Consider the following 17,873-nt stretch of genomic DNA (forward strand, 5'->3'; position numbering starts at 1 on the left):
CGGCGCGGGCCCGCCCACACCTGGGCGGGCCCGCATTTTTGCGAGGTTTGGCCAGGTCCGGACCGGTCGGCGTCCGAGGTCAGCCGGCTGCCGCGAACTGGTCGACCCAGTACGCGGTGCGGTCCAGATAGGCGGTCTGGGCCGAGGCGCCGGTGCGCCCGTAGGCTCCCTCGAAGCTCTGGTAGCCCGTCCGCACGACAGCCGGCTCGATCACGCTGCCCTCGTGCCACTCATTGAAGGACGTGATGGACACCCACGTGGGCTTGGTCTGCAGGGCGTTGGACCACTCCTTGTCATACGTGGCTCCGTTGTCCCTGGAGAGGGTGGGCGTGGTGTTGCCTGGCACCGCGCGGTCGTCGACGTAGCCGGGGCCCACCGACGGGGCCCACACCAGCCCGTGCTGGCGTGCGTAGTCGGCGGCCTGCTGCCAGCCGGGCGCGGTGGCGCCGGCGATCGCGTCGTAGGTGTACATGCCGTTGAAGTTCGCGATCTTCGTGGTGTCGGTGGTCTGGGCCAGGATGACGTTGCTCTGGTTGACCTGGCTCAGGGCGGACCAGTCGGTGATGCGCAGGCTCTCGAAGACGTAGAAGGCGTTGCGGAAGGCCGGATGCGACCCGTAGGTCTGGTTGATGTAGCGGATGTCCTCCACGGTGGAGACGGCGGTGCGGCCGGAGTACGGCTCCAGGTGCCAGGCCACCTTGAGCCCTTCCTTCGCCGCCGCGTCCATGACTCCCCTGGCCAGGTTGTCCTCGTAGCTGCCGCGGCCCCACCAGCTGAGCACCAGCACCCCGGCGCCCGACTGTTTGATCCACTTCATGTGCTGAGCCACCGCGCCGGCGAAGTCGCCGGAGTCGTAGGCGCCCAGGGCGGGGTAGAAGTCCGCGCCGATGTCGTCGGGCGGGGTGTGCCCGCCCTGCGGCCAGTGCCGCCAGCCGCCGTTGACCTGCGGCGAGCCGTACCACGGGTAGTAGAAGACGTGCACCTTGTCCGACAGCACCGTGCCGTCGGCGGTCGAGCTCTCCAGGGTGAGGGTGTCGACGTCGAACAGGTTGCCGCTGCCGCCGGTGAAGACCAGGAAGAGCGGTCCGCCGGCGGAGCCGGTCAGCGTGGTGGAGACGTTCTGGAAGTTCTCCCAGCCGCCGGTGGACGGTACGGGCACCGAGCCGAGCAGGGTGCCGGTGGCCGACCCCGAACGGACCTGGATCGTGCCGCCCGACCCGCCGGAGGAGATGCGGGCGCTGAACCGGGTGGCGCCCGCGGTGCTGACCTGGGAGTAGCCCGCCCAGTCGCCGTTGTCTACGTAGCCGAGCGTCTTGCCGCCGCTGGCCGGCGTGTGGGTCGCGACCTGCACGCCCGAGTTGGAGGTGTAGGACTCGCCCTCGACGGTGACGGCGCCGCCGCCGCTCAGCTCCTTGATCCGGATGTTGCGGAAGGCGGCCTGGTCGGAGGCGCTGTGGTTCTGGATGCCGACGTAACCCTGGCGCAGCGAGCGCCGCGGGTCGGTGTTGGTGAAGTCGTTGATCTTCACGCCGTTCAGGAGGACCTGCAACCGCTCGCCCTCCACCAGCAGCTCGTAGGTGTTCCACTCGCCGGGCGGGTTCAGTGCCGCGTCGCGGGCGGCCTGGTCGGCGGCCTTGAAGCCGTAGATCGCCCCGGTCGTGCGGTCCGGGGTGTCGGTGGCGTCGATCTGCACCTCGTAGCCGTTGTCGACGGCCGACTGCGGGTCGGAGGAGGCCGGGAATCCGACGAAGACCCCGGAGTTGCTGTCGCCGGTCAGCTTCCAGTCCAGCTTCAGCGAGTAGGAGCCGAGCTCCTTGGCGCTGTACCACAGCAGGCCCATCCCGCCCTGCGAGCTCAGGGTGGCGTCGGCGTTGGCGAAGCTGCCCGGGCCGGCCTGTGACCAGCCGCTGGTGGAGCCGTTGTACAGCGTGGTGTAGCCGGTCTCCGGCCGGCAGTCCGCCTTGGCGACCCCGGCCGCGTACCTGATGCCGCCGAGGAGCTCGTTACGGAAGGCGGGATCGGCGTAGGACTCGATGGTGTGGCCGAGGCCGGTGTAGAACGCTCGCCCCTGGCCCTGCGGGTGGCACCAGGTGATGGGGTGGTCGCCCATGTCGCCGCCGCTGTAGGTGCTTTCGTCGAGGGTCTGCAGCACGCGTACCGAGGGGCGGGGGTTGGTGCGGTAGTTGTACAACTCGTCGGTCCGCGTCCAGGTCGGGCCGAGGTGGGCGGTCGCGGGGTGCGCGCGGTTCTCGGTGCGCACGGTGGCCTGCTGGATGGCGGGGTGGCTCTTGAACCAGGCGCCGGCCAGCTTCTCGTAGTACGGCCAGTCGTATTCGGTGTCGGCGGCGGCGTGGACGCCCATGTAACCGCCGCCCGAGTCGACGTAGGACTGGAAGGCCGCCTGCTGGGTGTCGTTGAGCACGTCGCCCGTGGTGTTGAGGAAGACGACGGCCTTGTAGCCGGCCAGGTTGGCGCCGGTGAAGGCGGCGCCGTCCTCGGTGGCGGTCACGGTGAAGTTGTTCGCCGCGCCGAGATCGCGGATGGCCTGGATGCCGGCCGGGATCGAGTCGTGCCGGAACCCGGCGGTCTTGGAGAAGACCAGCACCTGGTAGGCCGGGTCCGAGGGAGCGGCGGTCAGGCTCGCCGCCACGAGCGCGAGGCTCAGGAGTTTGTGAAGCATCGCCTTCCCCTACCTGGTGATCGTCAAGGTGTCGATGTCGAAGAGGTAGCCGCCGCCGCCGGTGAAGACCAGGAAGAGCGGTCCGCCGGCGGAGCCGGTCAGCGTGGTCGAGACGTTCTGGAAGGTCTCCCACCCACCGGTGGACGGTACGGGGACCGAGCCGAGCAGGGTGCCGGTGGCCGACCCCGAACGCACCTGGATCGTGCCGCCCGCTCCCGCCGACGAGATGCGGGCGGAGAAGGTCTTGGAGCCTGCCGTGTCGACGTTCGAGTAGCCCGCCCAGTCGCCGTTCTCGATGAAGCCGAGCGTCTGGCCGCCGCTGGCCGGCGCGTGGGCCGCGACCTGCACCCCCGAGTTGGAGGTGTAGGACTCGCCCTCGACGGTGGTGCTCGGCGCCGATCCGGTGGTGAAGGTGAAGGCGTCCACGTCGAACAGGTTGCCCTGCCCCGACACGCCCTTGAAGACCAGGAACAGCTTCGTCGTGCCGCCGGGGGCGTTGCTCAGCGCGGCGGAGACGTCGGTGAAGGTGTCCCAGCCTCCGGTGTTGGACACGGTGAGTGTGCCCAGCAGCGTGCCGGCCGAGGAGCCGGCTCGCACCTCGATCGTGCCGCCGGGGCCGCCGGAGGAGACCCGGGCGGTCAGCCTGGCGGCTCCGGCCAGCACGTAGGGCTCGAAGGAGATCCAGTCGCCGTTGTCGGTGAAGCCGACCGTCGCTCCGCCCTCGGCCCCGCCGTGATTGGCGACCTGGATGCCCTGCTGGGCGCCGAAGTGCTCGGCCTGGCGGTGCACCGGCTGCAGCGTGCGCACGCTGTGGCCGGTCAGCCCGCCCTTGTCGGTGTACTCGGCGTCGAAGACGCCGTAGAGGTTGGCCGCCGCGTCGTGCTCGCCGTCGACCGGGATGGTGATCGATCCCTCGCAGCCGTTCTTGGAGGTGATCGCGTGGGTGTGGCTGTCGTGTCCCAGCAGGTACGTCACCTTGACGCCGGCGCAGTCCACCGTGCCGTCCTCGGGGTCGGTGACGGTGACCTTGAAGGGCACGGCCTGACCGTAGGAGAAGAGCTGTCCGTCGGCCGGGGTGGTCAGCGTCACGGTGGGCGCGGTGTTGCCGACCGTGATCACCAGGCTGGCGGTCCCGGTCAGGCCCTGCGGGTCACGTACGGTCAGGGTCGGCCGGAAGGTGCCGTTGGCGCTGTAGGTGTGCGACGGGTTCGCCTGCGTGGAGGTGGCGCCGTCGCCGAAGTCCCACGAGTAGGTGAGCGCGCCGCCCTCGGGGTCGGAGCTGCCGGCCGAGGAGAAGGCCACGGTCAGCGGCGCCTTCCCGGAGGTCTTGTCGGCGGCGGCCTTGGCGACGGGGTTGCGGTTGGCGCCGCCGATGTACTCGATCCGGTAGAGCGCCTGGTTGCCGCTGCCCGTGCCGTAGTCCAGCACGTACAGGGCGCCGTCGGGGCCGAACTCCGAGTCGATGATCTGCGTGCCGTCCCACGGGAAGTCCTCGATCACCCCGGGGGTGCCGTCGCTCTTGACCTCGATCGCCTTGATCCACTGGCGGCCGAACTCCATGGCGAAGTAGCGGCCGTCGAGCGACTGCGGGAACTTGACCGACGAGGACGAGCTCGCGTCGTAGCGGTAGACGTCGCCGCCCATGGGCGACTCGGAACCGCCGCCGAACTCGGGCGGCGAGCCGGCGTCACCACCGTACTTGATCCACGCCGGCTTGGCGGCCGGCAGCGTGGCGAGCCCGGTGTTGCGGAAGGAGTTGTTCGCCGGGCCGCCCGCGCAGTTGTACTTGGCTGCGGAGGGGCCGCTGGGGAAGGTGTACTCGTTGTAGGTCTCGGCGGTGGTGTTGGTGCCGGTGCAGTACGGCCAGCCGTAGTTGCCCGGGGCGGTGATGCGGTCGAACTCCACCTGGCCGCCGGGGCCCCGGTTGGGGTCGGAGGCGCCCGCGTCCGGGCCGTAGTCGCCCAGGTAGATCGTGCCCGTCTGCTTGTCGACCGACATGCGGAAGGGGTTGCGGAAGCCCATGGCGTAGATCTCCGGCCGGGTCCTGGCCGTGCCGGGCGGGAAGAGGTTGCCCGCCGGGACGGTGTAGGTCCCGTCCGCCTGCGGCTTGATCCGCAGCAGCTTGCCGCGCAGGTCGTTGGTGTTGCCCGACGAGCGCTGCGCGTCGAACTGCGGGTTGCGGTCGGTGCGCTCGTCGAGCGGCGAGAACCCGCTGGACTCGAAGGGGTTGGTGTCGTCACCGGTGGTCAGGTAGAGATTGCCCGCGGCGTCGAAGTCGATGTCGCCGCCCACGTGGCAACACTGACCGCGGTCGTTGGGCACCTCGAGCACGACCTTCTCGCCGGCCAGGTCGAGGGTGCCGTCCGCCTTCAGCGTGAAACGCGACAGGTTCAGGTGGCCCTTCCACAGCGCGAAGTCGGCCTCCGTGCCGGTCACGGGGGCGTCCCCGTCCGGGGTGCTCAGCCTGGGGGAGTAGTAGAGGTAGACGAAGCGGTTGGTGGCGAAGCCGGGGTCGACGGCGATGCCCTGCAGTCCTTCCTCGTCGTGGGTGTAGACGTCGAGCTTGCCCGCCACCTTGGTCGCGCCGGAGGCGTCGGTGAGACGCACCGTGCCGTCGCGGGCGGTGTGCAGCACCGACCTGTCGGGCAGGACGGCGAGCGACATGGGCTCGCCCAGTTCGGCCGGCCCGAGGGCCAGCTGTACCTGTTGGTAGTCGCCGGGTGGGATGTCCATCGCCGCCGCGCTGGTGAGCACCAGCGACGCCGCGACGAGGAGCTTGGACCACGCAGACATGGGGGGTTCCTTTCCTGACCGGGGGGACGTCAGGGAGGTTGGACGCTCCTGCTCACATTGCGCTTGACGTTTTGTGAAGACTTATCCCGACATAATGCGACTGTCAAGCACCTCAACGTTCAGTGGATGAACGGTGACTGACGACGAAGATCTGCAAAATCTCAACCGACTTACGCAATTTTCCCTCATACAAAACTTACAGTCGCTATACCTACCTTGACATCAGCACCTCCTGCACGGCATGCTGCGGATCACAAATCGATTTGCACGGTGTGGGGAGTACATGACCGACTTTCCGCGGCGGGTGCTGGTGACGGGGGCGGCAGGACGCGTTGGCCTGGCCACCCTCGATCTCCTCGCACGCCATCAGGTGGCGGTGACCGGGCTGGACCTGCGCGACCCCGGCGACCTGCGGGTCGATCGCATGGTGGTGGGCAGCGCGGGCGATCCCGAGGTGGTCAGGCGGTCGCTGGACGGCGTGGACGCCGTGATCCACCTCGCCGCGCTCCCGGCGCCCGTGCTCGGCACGCCGGAGGAGGTGTTCTGCGGCAACACCAGGGCCACGTTCGTGGTGCTGGAGGAGGCCGGCCGGGCGGGCGTGGGGCGCGCCGCCATCGCCAGCAGCATGTCGGCCCTGGGACTGGCCTGGGCGGACAGAGTGCTGCACCCGGCTTACGTGCCCGTGGACGAGCAGATCCCGCTGCAGGCCGAGGATCCGTACGGGCTGTCCAAGCAGGCCGACGAGCTCACGGCGGCCATGATGAGCCGCAGGCACGGCATGACCACCGTCGCGCTCCGCTTCCCCCGGCTGGGCGGTCCGGAGGACAAGCTCCCGCACACGGCGGAGGAGTGGGCCGTCGACCGGGCCGCCGGCGCCAAGGAGCTGTGGAGCTACCTGGACGTGCGGGACGCCGCGTGGGCCGCCTGGCTGGCGGTCACGCGCCCGATCGAGGGCCACCACGTGGTCACCGTCGCCGCGCCCAACACGCTGATGTCCGATCCGACCGAGGAGCTGCTGGCCGTGTTCCATCCCGACAGCGAACGTCGGGCGCCGCTGCCCGACCGCACCGTGCCGCTCGACCTGCGCGCCGCCGAGCAGGTGCTCGGATTCACCGCGAGGTACGTGCTGCCATGACGAGCCCGATGATGGAGACCCAGGCGCCCTGGCCCTCCCGCGACAAGCTCCGCATCACGCGGATCCGCCCCATCGTCACCGCGCCTGAGGGCCCGCCGCTGGTCGTGGTGAAGGTCGAGACCAGCGAGCCCGGCCTGTACGGGCTGGGCTGCGCCACCTTCACCCAGCGTTACCACGCCGTGGCCGCCGCCGTCGAGCAGCACGTGGCGCCCATGCTCGTGGGCCGCCACCCGGCCGACATCGAGGACATCACCCGGATGATCCACCTGTCGTCGTACTGGCGCGACGGGCCGGTGCTGAACAACGCGCTGTCCGGCGTGGACATGGCGCTGTGGGACATCGCCGGCAAGCGCGCGGGCATGCCGGTGTACGAACTGCTCGGCGGCCGGGTCCGCGCCGCGGCCGACACCTACCTGCACGCGGCCGGGGCCACCGTCGAGGAGACCCTCGAGCACGCCCGGGCGATCCTGGCCGCGGGCTACCGCAACGTCCGGCTCCAGACCGGGGCGCCCGGTCTGGGACACTACGGCGCTCCCGGCACGCCGGGCGGCTATCCCGGGCAGCCGTACCCGGACGGCTGGGACGTCCAGCGCTACCTGCGCGACACTCCCAAGCTGTTCGAACGCGCCCGGGAGGAACTCGGGGAAGAGCCGGGCCTCATGCACGACGTGCACTCCAGGCTCACTCCCAAGCAGGCGATCGGGCTGGCCAGGGCGCTGGAGCCGTACCGGCTGTTCTTCCTTGAGGATCCCATCGCGCCCGAGTTCTACGACCGCCTTCCTGAGGTGCGGCAGGCGGCGCCGATGCCGATCGCGGCGGGCGAGCAGCTCGCCTCCGTCACCGACGCGGCCAGGGTGGTCAAGCTGGGCGGCGTGGACCTGCTGCGCCTGCACGTCTCCTCGATCGGCGGTCTCACCCCGGCGCGCAAGCTGGTGGCGATGTGCGAGCTGACGGGCGTCGGCACGGCGTGGCACGCGCCCGCGGACGTCTCGCCGGTCGGCGCGGCGGCCAACCTCGCGCTCGACGTGACCACGGCGGCATTCCAGATCCAGGAGGGCCACGTCTACCCTGACGCGGTCCTGGAGACGTTCCCCGGCACGATCAACGCACGTCAGGGCTACCTCTACCCCCATGAGGCGCCAGGCTGGGGCATCGATGTGGACGAGAAACAGGCGGCCAAGCACCCGCCGGTCAGCCACCAGCACGAGCGGTGGGCCGCGCGGGTACGCAGGCCCGACGGAGGGCTGGAGGCACCCTGACGTAAAGATTTAGCGACTGAAAGGATTATGCGGATGTAATATCTCCGCATGCCGACCCAGCAGCCCCCTGCCAGGCGCGAACGCAAGAAGGCCGAGACCCGGCGTGCCATCGCGGACGCGGCCCTGCGCCTGTTCGCCCTGCGGGGGTTCGACGCGGTGACGGTCAACGAGGTCGCCGAGGCGGCCGACGTGTCGGCCAAGACCGTGTTCAACCACTTCCCCGCCAAGGAGCAGCTGTTCTTCGAGCACGAGCCGCTGCTGGCGGGTGACCCGGCCGAGATCGTGCGGCAGCGCCGGCCGGGTGGGCGGGTGCCGATCGCGCTGGGCCGGCTCCTGCGTGCCGAGCCGGCCGGTGACCTGGCGCTCTTCGGGCGGATCTATCGCGGCAGCGAGACCCTGCGCGCCTACGGCCGCGAGCTGTTCGCGGCGCGCGAGCACGCGCTGGCCGAGGCGCTGGCGGAGGAGACAGGCGGGCTCAGGCCGCGGATCCTGGCGGCTTCCGCGCTCGGGCCCCTGCGGCAGGTGTGGGAGTCGATCCTGCTGGAGGCCGCCGAGCGGGTGCCGCCCGGCGAGGCCGTCGCGCGGGGTGTGCGCACGCTGGAGGAGGCGTACGCCGTGCTGGGCGGCGCGTTCGAGAGCTTCCTGCACCGCCAGGCGCCGGCGCCGCACCACGCACCGCCGATTCCCGAGGAGCAGCCGCGCGTGCTCCGCGGCGAGCGGCCGAGCATCAGGCGGGTCGCCGACCTGGCGGGGGTGAGCGCGACAACCGTGTCCCACACGCTCAACGGCCGGCGCCCCGTGGCCGAGGAGACGCGGCGGCGCGTGCTGCGGGCCATCGAGGAGCTCGGTTACCGGCCCAACGTCCTGGCCCGCGGCCTGCGCACCAGCCGCAGCCAGACGATCGGGCTGATCATCCCCGACATCACCAACCCGTTCTACCCGGCCCTGGCCCGCGGCCTGCAGGACGTGCTCGGCCCGGCGGGCTACGACCAGATCATCAGCAACACCGACGGCGTCCGGCGCATCGAGCGGGCCGCGATCGACCACATGATCGCCCGCCAGGTCGACGGGCTGGCCTTCGCCGTGTTCCACACCCACGCCGAGGACCTGCTGCCGGTCATCGAGGCCGGCATCCCGGTGGTCCGGCTGGGCGGCAGGCTGGTCCAGCACGGCGTGGACCTGGTGCACAGCGACGACGAGGGCGGCGCGGCCGAGGCCACCCGCTACCTGCTCGGCTGCGGCTACCGCAGGATCGCCTTCGTGTGCGGCCCCGCCGCCGAGGGCCCGGCGGCCGAGCGCGTGGCCGGCTACCGCGCGGCGCTCGCCGACGCCGGCATGGCGGCCGGCCAGGCCCTCGTGGCGCACACCCACTTCAGCCGCGCGGGCGGCGCGGAGGGCGTGACACGGCTGCTGGAGCTCGCGGAGCCGCCCGACGCCGTCCTGTGCGCGAACGACGTCATGGCGATCGGCGCCCTGGACGTGGCGGCGCAACGGGGCCTGCGCGTCCCCGAGGACCTGGCCGTGATGGGCTTCGACGACATCGACGCCGCCGGCATGGTCTCGCCCGGCCTGACCACCATGGCCAACCCTGCGCGCGAGATCGGCCGGGCCACGGCCGTGCGGCTGCTCGAACGGCTGCGCGATGCCATCGACCAGCCGTCCACCGAGCTGGTCGTCCCCGCGCGCCTCGTGCGCCGTCAATCCGCCTGAGGTCTGAGGTCTGAGGGCTGAGACCCAGGGCTTTGGATCCTTAACGATTTGCGTGCCGCTTCAATCCCGCCTCTGTCGGTCATCCATGTACCGACCTGATCGTGGTCGCGGCCGAACCCGCCCAGACCGACGCAGTGGCCGGGACGACATGAGTCGCCCCGGCCACGGTGAGCCGTCCCACCTCGGGGACTCAGTCCTCCTTCGCGAAGCGTGCCGTCACCGTCAGGTCCGCGCTCACCACGAGCCTGAGCTCGGCTTCACCGCCCGCGTCGGCGCCGTTCACCGTCCAGCCGGTGACGCGGTATCCGGCCGCGGGTCGCGCGGTGAACGTGACCGTGCTGCCCTTCTCGTACCTCCCCGGCTCGGTCTCGTAGCCGCCGATGGACACGGTGCCGCCCTCCGCCGGTTCCGCGGTGGCGCGGACCGTCTGCTGTGCCATGTTGATCGCCATCACGTTGATCAGCCGTGCCGGGCCGCGCAGCGTGGCGCCGTTGTAGCGCATCACGTTGACCGCGGCGACCTTCGCCGTGTCGCCCGCGTCGACGGTGTGGCCGTCGCCGCCGAGGTTGTCCGTACCGAGGTTGAACGCCGTGACCTCGCCGGAGCGGACGACAAGCCCGTCGTGGAAGCCGTAGCCGAACACGTCGAGCAGCGTCAGGCCGCGGGCCCCGTCGACCGTGACGATCCGCGCCTGCTTGCGCATCGGGTCGTCGATCACCTGCGGGAAGATGTTGTTCTCCTGCGCCCAGTCCGGCAGTGCGTAGCCGACGCGGGTGACGGCGTTGCCGTTGGACAGGACGCCCTCGATCCGGCCGCCCTCGCTCGCGCCCACCGTGATGCCGTGGCTGAAGTACGCGCCGGCGAGCTTGCGGACTGTGAAGCCGTCGTTGGCGTGGGTGGCCATGTCGACGGCGTTCCACGCGTTGGGCACGCCGATGTCCATCACATACGTGCCTGTCCCGTTGCCGCGGATGGTGTACGGGTAGGGCTTCAGTCCTCCCTCAGCGGCGGGGTTGTTCTCCGGGTAGAAGGCGCGCAGTCCGCGTACGCCGGCTCGGTCTCCGTTGAGGGTGATGAGGGCGGTGGCGGTGTCGGGGTTGGCCGTGCCACGGCCCTCGTACGCCCAGAGCACCGTGCCGGCGCTGGCGCCGAGCAGGTCCCGGTTGGCCACCGCGGACGCGCCGCGCAGCTCGACGCCCTCGGGGACGGTGAGGTGGCCGTCGATCCGGTACCAGCCGGCGGGCAGATAGACGATGCCGCCACCGGCCCGGCCAGCCCGGTCCAGCGCCCGCTGGATGGCGGCGGTCGCGTCCCGCTGCGGCACGATGCCGTTGGTACGCGGCGCCTGATCCACGACGTACAGCGCGGCGCGGGCGGGCCGGGGCAGCGGCTTCGGCTCGTAGCGTGGCACCTGGCCGGGCAGCCGGTGGACGGTGCCCTCGGTGGCGCCCTTCAGCTCGGTGTCAGTGACCTTGACGTATGCCTGCGACTTGTTCCGTACCGCGGCCAGGCTGCCTTCGAGGGTGCTGGAGGCGAACGACATCCCCCAGCGGGAGTCGAAGTCCTCCGTCTCCAGCGCCACATCGGTACGGCGGACGTCCGCCTCGATGAAGGCACCGGTGAACTGGGCGCGCTGGCCGGGCACGATGTGGATGCCGGTGCGGTAGTCAGCCAGGCTGACCCGGTAGAACTGGTCCCACTCCAGGTCACCGAGGACCAGACCGGTGCCGTGCGCGCGGGTCCACGCGTCCAGCGCGGCGCGCTGCGGCGGCCGGTAGGCGGCGGGGGCGTCGGCCCAATAGGCGTTGGAGAGGGTGATGTTCTCCCAGGTGCCGACGTCGGCGCCGTTGTAGGCGCGGATGCCCTCGGCCAGCACCGTGCCCTTGATGTTGCGCACCGTCGCCGACTCGTGGACCTGGCCCGAACTCGCGCTCTCGCCGCGGTCGTTGCGGTAGGTGCTGATGCCGATGCCGCGGTAGGAGTTGAGCATGGTGACGTCGGAGATCGTCGTCATCATGTAGTTCTCGTTGCCGATCCAAGCCCGGCCGGGGATCTGGAAGGTGTGGTTGTACGGCACAGGGTCGGTCGCGCTCTGCCGCGGGTAGTACGTGGTGAGCCCGATGACGCCGGCGCTGCCGCCGACGCGGATCAGCGCGGGTCCGTCGTCGCCGGCCGGCAGGTCGGCCGAGATGACGGTGCCGTAGGCGCCTTTGCCCTGGTCGGGGTCACGGCGGTCGCCGCGCAGGGTGCAGAAGGAGTAGACCTCCAGGGTGTCGGTGACCCGGTAGGTGCCCGCGGGCAGCCACACGGTGCCGCCGCCGGCGTCGTAGCAGTCGTACAGCGCCTGCTGGATGGCCTTGGTGGCGTCCCTCTCGCCCTTGCGGTCGGCCCCGTAGTCGCGCACGTCGAAGTCGGCCACGACCGGGGACTCGGTCGGATGGTCCGTCCTCACCAGCTCCTGCTTGCCCTGCACGGCGCGCTCGTTACGGATCTCGAAGGCGCCGACGGCGAACCGCTTGGCGCCCTCCGCGTAGCCGGTCAGCGACAGCCGTACATAGCGGGCGGTCGCGGTCTCGAAGCGGGTGCGCATCTCCTTGTTGTCGCCGCCGCCGGACTGGGCGACGGTCCGGAAGTGTTCGCCGTCGCGGGAGACCTGGACGGCATACCGGGAGGCGTAGCGTGAAGCCCAGTGGACGCGCACGTCGTTGACGGCCTTGTCCTTGCCGAGGTCGGCCTGCAGCCACTCCCCTGCGCCGCTCTCGCCGCTGGTCCACGTGGTCGCGATGTCCCCGTCGGCGGCCAGCGTCGCGTCGTCGGGGGCGCTGCTCGCGGTGAGCTTGGCGCCGCGGGCGAGGTCGGTGACGACGGCGGAGTCGAGGAACTTTCGAAGCGCGTCGTTCAGCGCGTGCAGAGCCTGCCGCAGTTGCTCCTCGGTGGCGTCCTCCCGTTTCGCGACCTCCTTCGCGTCGGCGATCGCCGCGGTCAGCCCGTCCCTGGCCCCAGCCGGGTACTGGCCGTCGCGACTGCCCTCCCGAGCCGCGAGCAGCTTCAGCCCGGCCGCGTCGATGAGGTTCTCCAGGCCCTGCGCGGGCTTGAGCACGGCGGGTGCCACCGCGACCCGAACGGCCGCGACCTTCAGCTCCGTGGCGGAGCCCGCGGTGTGGATACGGAAGTCGGAGCCGTTGGAGCGGTTGGTCAGGATCGCGTCGTCGAGGGCGAAGGTGTACGTCTTCCAGGTGCCGGAGTCGCCGTACGAGACGACCTCCGAGTTCTTGAACTTCTGCGGGATCTCCGTACCCGGCGAGTCGTAGTGCAGCCCGAACGTGCCGTTGCCCTCGTCGAGGTAGTCGACACTGACGAATACCGTGTCGGTGGTGTCGTAGAGATAGGTGTCTGCGACGTTCATGTAGAAGAAGTTCGCGCCGGGCGCGGGCGCGTTGCGGTTCGTCTGCCAGTAGCCGCGCCCGTCGTGCTCGCCGGTCACGAGGCCGGTGGCGGAATCGCCGGAGCGCGGCGTGATGCCGCCGGTCTCCGGGGAAGCGCCGAGGGTGACGAACGCGCCGACCGAGCCGACGCGTATCGCGGCGATCGTGATGTCCCGCGCCGCGCCGCCGCTGCGGCCGGACAGGCGCAGCACGTCGGCGCCGCCGGTCAGGTCGGCGTCGGTCAGGGCGAAGGCGCCGGTCTTCCACCGGCCGCTGCCGGTGAAGGACAGGGCGGAGTCGGCGCCGTCGGCACCCTGGCGCAGGGTCAGCTCGCCGGCGCCGGTGTCGCGGTAGGTGACGCTGACGACGAGGTCGTCGGCGGCCAGCTGCTCCACGTACTCATCGTCGAGGTCGAAGGTCAGATAGGAGGTGCCCGCGGCCGGGTCGGTCTGCCAGTACGACCTGCCGTCCACCTCACCGGTGCGCAGGCCCTCGGGGTTCTCCCCGGCGGCGGCGCGGACGCCCAGCGTCTTGGGAGTCGCGCCGAGGTCGGCGCCGACGCCGCTCGGGTACATCACGGGCGCCGAGGCCGCGGTGGCGTGCGGCGCGGGCGCCCACAGCATCAGCGCGGCCGACAGCAGGACGACGGCGCGGCGTGCGCTGCGCCGTACGGGCGGATGGGGTAACACTTGCAACCTCCTGGTCTCGGGGCGGCGGGGCACGGCGCCCCGACGCCGGTCACACGGGGGCGGCGGTGCTTGCTCGCCTGGGGCACGTCGTCGGGACGTGGGTCAGGTGCGCCAGCTGCGGCTCGGGCGGAAGCCCAGCAGCTTGGCGCAGGCCGAGCTGTCGACCAGCGAGGTGTGGCCGGTGAGCTCGGTGTGCACCGGTACTTCGGGCAGATACCGGTCGAGCAGTTCCATGGTGGGCAGGGGCGCCGAGGTGTCCGCGGCGGCGACGTTCACCACGTGGCTGCCGCGCAGCGGGGCGGTCAGCGCGTGCCGCACCGCCGTCGCGGCGTCGCGGGTGTCCAGCCATGCCCACAGGTCGTTGCGGTGCGCCTCGGGGTCCGCCACGACCTCGGCCAACTGGGCCTTCAGCCGGCTGCCGGTGCCGGTGAACGGCATGCGCAGGGAAACGACGTCCGTGCCCCAGCGCCGGTGGGTGGCGTGCGCGATCTCCTCCAGCACGAGCTTCGACAACCCGTACGGGTCCGCCACCAGGATGGGGTGCTCCTCGTCCAGCGGCAGATGGCGGGGCCGGTGTGGATGAGGAGCCCAGGCCAGGCCCACGGCGGCCAGGCTGGAGGCGGCGACGACGCGCCGCACCCCGGTCCGGCCGGCCTCGTCCAGCACCCGGTGCGCGGTCAGGCAGTTGGTGGCGAACAGTCCGCTCGGATCATCCGACACGGGGTGCGGGATGGCGCCCAGATGCACGACCGCGTCGGCGCCGGCCATGGCGGAGCGCACCAGTTCCGGGTCCCGCAGGTCGCCGACGCGCACCCTGTCGGCCTCGGGGGCCTCGACCGGCGCCACATCGGTGGCGGTGATCCGGTGGCCGTGTTCGGCCAGTTCCCGGATCACGTACGGGCCGATATGACCGGCGGCTCCGGTGACGAGTACGCGCATCAGCCCTTCACCGCACCGACCAGGCCGCTGACGAAGTAGCGCTGCAGGAAGAGCAGGAGCAGAATCACCGGCACGACCACGATGAGCGCGCCCGCCATCAGGTTGTTGTACTGCGGGATGTTCTCCGCGGCGAGCGTCTGCAGGCCGAGCGGCAGCGTGTAGGTGCCCGGGTCGTTGAGCGAGACCCGGGTGAGCAGATACTCGTTCCACGTCGGGACCGCGGTCAGCAGCGCGACCGTGACCAGCGCGGGCTTGGCCAGCGGCAGGTAGATGCCGGCGAAGATCCGGAACTCGGAAGCCCCGTCGACACGTGCGGAGTCCCGCAGCTCACCGGGAATGGCGCTGAACGCCGCGGTCATCAGCAGGATGGACATCGGTGCGCCCCCGTTGACGAAGGGCAGCACCAGCCCCCAGTGGGTGCCGAGCAGACCGAGCTTGTTCTCCAGGATCACGATCGGCAGCATCACCGTCACACCGGGCACGAACAGCAGCCCCACGAACATCCGCGACAGCGCCTTGCGGCCCTTGAAGCGCAGTACGGCGAAGGCGTAGCCGGCAGCCGCGTAGACCGCCAGCGTCAGCACCACCGTGTAGGTGGTGACAAGCACGCTGTTGAGGAAGTAGTCGAAGAAGTGGAGCTTGTCCCAGGTCTCGGTGAGCGTGTCGAGGGTCGGGCTCTCGGGGATGAGGTGGCCGCCCCTGACCACTTCGATCTGGTTCTTGAAGGCGGCCGAGACCATCCACAGGAACGGGTACAGGCTGACGAGCGCGTAGCCGATCAGCAGCAGCAGGACGATCGCGCGGGCGACGGTCCGGCCCGCCGCGCGGGTGTCGGCGCGGCGGGGCGCGACCAGGTCGGCGGTGGTCATACGCGGCTCCTCAGCACTCGCAGGTTGATCAGGGCGAGCACCATCGCCACCGCGAACAGGATCCAGCCCAGGGCGCTGGACAGGCCCAGGGTGGGATTGAGGTTCTCCAGGAAGGCCAGCCGGTAGGCCTCCAGACCCAGGACGTCGGTGTGGGTGCCGGGTCCGCCGTTGGTCATCACCAGGAAGGTCTGGAAGCCGTGCAGCGACTCGCGCAGGTTGAGCAGCACGTTGATGGCGGTCAGCGGCATCAGCAGGGGCCAGACGACGGACAGGTTGGTGCGCCACCAGCCGGCGCCGTCCAACTGGGCGGCTTCCAGCACGCTGGGGTTGATGCCCTGCAGTCCGGTCAGGTACAGCAGCATGGCGACCGGGACGTTGCCCCAGACGATGACCACGATGAGGGTGCCGAGCGCGGTGTCAGGGTTGCCGAGCCAGCCCTGAGGCTCCTGCAAGGAGCCGAGCCCCAGCTGTCCGAGCAGGAAGTTGACGGCGCCGTCGGGCTGCAGGATGTACCGCCAGGCGAAGTACACGGCGATCCCGCTGGTCACGTACGGCACGAAGTAGATCGAGCGCAGCACGCCCTGCAGCCGCTTGACCTGGTTGAGCAGGACGGCCAGGGGGAACGACACGGCGACGGTGAGCAGCGGCACGAAGATCATCACCCAGAGGGTGTTGAGTGCCGCGGCCTGCACCGGGGGCGCGTACACCGGGTCGCGCCAGAGCAGGTCGGCGTAGTTGTCGAGGCCGACCCACTTCCAGTCCGGGGTGAAGCCGTTCCACGTGGCGAAGCTGAGCGCGAAGCCGTAGCCGATGGTGTACAGGCCCATCACGGCGAAGAGGATCACCGCGGGGGCGACGAACAGATAGCCGGAGACGGATTCGAGGCGGATGCGCCGGCGGCGTGCCGGGGCCCCGGCCGGGGGCCGGCGGCCCTCGCCGCCGGCCCCGGCGGGTCCCGACAGAGCGGGACGATGCGCGGTGGTCACTGACCTGCCGCCCAGAAGCTGTCGTTGAGCTCGGTGAGCTTCTTGCCGGTCTCCTCCGGCGACGCCTTCTTCAAGGGGGTCATGTCGACGAGGATCGAGCCGGCCTTGTCCTGCTTGTACCCCGGCGGGAAGAACTCCCGGCGGGCCGGGTCGTACGTCGTGTCGGGCGTGCCCTTGAAGCTTTCGAGCAGTGAGGTGAGGGTGGGGCCGACGATGTCGGAGACCTCGGAACCCAGCTCGGTGGCGGGCAGATCACTGGACGCCTTGGAGAACTTCGCGGCCACCTCCGGCCGGGAGAGATACTCCATCCACTTCTTGGCGTTCTCGGGCTGTTCGGAGGTGGCCGAGAGGATGAGACCGGTCAGCGCGAGCGGACCCAGCGCCAGGTCGGGCACCTGGCCCGCCGCGTCCCCCGGCAGGCCGAACGCGTAGACGTCGTCGGGCTTCATGCCGTTCTGCTCCAGGAAGGACAGCGTGAAGGTGCCACCCACCAGCCAGGCCGCCTTGCCCTGGGCGAAGGCCTGGTCGGCCTCGTCGATGCCGAGGGTCTGGGTGCCGGGCATCCAGTACGGGGTGACCTGGTCGTACGCCTGGAGCACCTTGACGCCGTTCGGGGAAGACCAGTTGGCGGCCTTGTCCTTGCCGAACAGGGCCTCGTAGCCGCTGCGCCCGAGCATGGAGTAGGCGAGTGGCTGGGCGAGCCAGGTGATGCCGGTGTCCGGGATCTTCAGGCCGAGTGCCAGGCCGCCGTTCTTGGCGTCCTTGGCGTGCGTGGCCTTCAGCGCGTCGACGAACTCGGCCCAGTTGGCCGGCGGCTTGGTGATCCCGGCGTCGGCGAGCATCTTCTTGTTGGCGTAGACGATGCCGAAGGTGCCGATGGTGAACGGGACGCTGTGCCGGGCGCCCTGCTTCACGCCGTGCATCTTGCTGCCCTCGTCCTGGGACTCCTTGAACTTCGCGGCGTTGACATAGCCCGACTCCCGCACGTTCTCCGGGTAGCGGTTCAGCCATTCGGTGTTCACTACGTTCGTGAGTTCAGCGGCGATCCCGCTGGCGCCGAAGCCCAGGTCCTCACCGTCGGAGTGGGTCTCCATCACGTCCGGCAGGTCGCCGGTCTTGGCCGCGCTCTGGATCTTGGTCGCGAAGGCGTCGTCGGGCGTGTACGCCTGCACCTTGACCTTGATCCCGGTCGCCTTCTCGAAATCGTTCGCGGCCTGCTGGAGCCCGGGAACATGGGTCTGCTTGAAGGTCCACATCTCGAGAGCGCCCGCGCCTCCGGAGGCGGGATCCTCGGAACCGCCGCACGCGGTCAGGGCCGACAGGGTCAGCGTGGCTGCGACAGCCACCGCCGCCAGTCTGGCAGTCCGGGAATGACGTATGCGCATCGC

Annotated in this window: 10 protein-coding genes; 3 read left to right on the top strand and 7 right to left on the bottom strand. The window is 70.5% G+C overall.

Annotation, left to right across the window (positions count from 1 at the left end):
* Positions 1 to 79 precede the first annotated feature (79 nt).
* Together ACQPWU_RS37870 and ACQPWU_RS37875 are read right to left on the bottom strand one after the other, a co-directional pair.
* Positions 80 to 2,680 (bottom strand): ThuA domain-containing protein, encoded by a 2,601-nt coding sequence (locus tag ACQPWU_RS37870; RefSeq protein WP_433430281.1) that lies wholly within the window; start codon positions 2,678 to 2,680, stop codon positions 80 to 82.
* A gap of 9 nt (positions 2,681 to 2,689) precedes the next feature.
* A complete protein-coding gene (locus tag ACQPWU_RS37875) occupies positions 2,690 to 5,473 on the bottom strand; it encodes a carbohydrate-binding protein (RefSeq protein WP_433430282.1) in 2,784 nt (927 codons plus the stop codon).
* A gap of 283 nt (positions 5,474 to 5,756) precedes the next feature.
* Here ACQPWU_RS37875 and ACQPWU_RS37880 point away from each other — a divergent pair, with 283 nt between their 5' ends.
* From ACQPWU_RS37880 to ACQPWU_RS37890, 3 genes are read left to right on the top strand one after another with little or no spacing between them, the layout of a single operon-like run.
* Complete coding sequence (locus ACQPWU_RS37880; protein ID WP_433430284.1) at positions 5,757 to 6,608, top strand: NAD-dependent epimerase/dehydratase family protein; 852 nt, start codon at positions 5,757 to 5,759, stop codon at positions 6,606 to 6,608.
* Entirely contained in the window at positions 6,605 to 7,867 is a 1,263-nt protein-coding gene (locus tag ACQPWU_RS37885; protein ID WP_433430286.1) for an enolase C-terminal domain-like protein, read from the top strand. The genes ACQPWU_RS37880 and ACQPWU_RS37885 overlap by 4 nt, the downstream gene beginning before the upstream one ends.
* 48 nt (positions 7,868 to 7,915) lie before the next feature.
* A complete protein-coding gene (locus tag ACQPWU_RS37890) occupies positions 7,916 to 9,577 on the top strand; it encodes a substrate-binding domain-containing protein (protein ID WP_433430287.1) in 1,662 nt (553 codons plus the stop codon).
* A gap of 190 nt (positions 9,578 to 9,767) precedes the next feature.
* On the opposite strand, the gene ACQPWU_RS37895 is transcribed toward ACQPWU_RS37890, so the two are convergent.
* The 5 genes from ACQPWU_RS37895 to ACQPWU_RS37915 form a co-directional block, all read right to left on the bottom strand.
* Positions 9,768 to 13,691 carry a glycosyl hydrolase family 28-related protein gene (locus ACQPWU_RS37895; RefSeq protein ID WP_433430289.1) on the bottom strand — a complete coding sequence of 1,308 codons (3,924 nt, stop codon included), beginning with the start codon at positions 13,689 to 13,691 and terminating at the stop codon, positions 9,768 to 9,770.
* A gap of 102 nt (positions 13,692 to 13,793) precedes the next feature.
* Positions 13,794 to 14,630 carry an NAD-dependent epimerase/dehydratase family protein gene (locus tag ACQPWU_RS37900; RefSeq protein ID WP_433430291.1) on the bottom strand — a complete coding sequence of 279 codons (837 nt, stop codon included), beginning with the start codon at positions 14,628 to 14,630 and terminating at the stop codon, positions 13,794 to 13,796.
* Entirely contained in the window at positions 14,630 to 15,499 is an 870-nt protein-coding gene (locus ACQPWU_RS37905) for a carbohydrate ABC transporter permease (protein ID WP_433430292.1), read from the bottom strand. Before ACQPWU_RS37905 ends, ACQPWU_RS37900 begins: the two co-directional genes overlap by 1 nt.
* Positions 15,496 to 16,485, bottom strand: a complete 990-nt coding sequence (locus tag ACQPWU_RS37910) for a carbohydrate ABC transporter permease (RefSeq protein WP_433430294.1) — start codon at positions 16,483 to 16,485, stop codon at positions 15,496 to 15,498. The genes ACQPWU_RS37905 and ACQPWU_RS37910 overlap by 4 nt, the downstream gene beginning before the upstream one ends.
* Positions 16,482 to 17,831, bottom strand: a complete 1,350-nt coding sequence (locus ACQPWU_RS37915) for an ABC transporter substrate-binding protein (protein ID WP_433430295.1) — start codon at positions 17,829 to 17,831, stop codon at positions 16,482 to 16,484. The genes ACQPWU_RS37910 and ACQPWU_RS37915 overlap by 4 nt, the downstream gene beginning before the upstream one ends.
* Positions 17,832 to 17,873 lie beyond the last annotated feature (42 nt).

Origin of the sequence: Nonomuraea sp. CA-141351, from assembly GCF_050944675.1 — a bacterium.
Lineage (GTDB): Bacteria > Actinomycetota > Actinomycetes > Streptosporangiales > Streptosporangiaceae > Nonomuraea.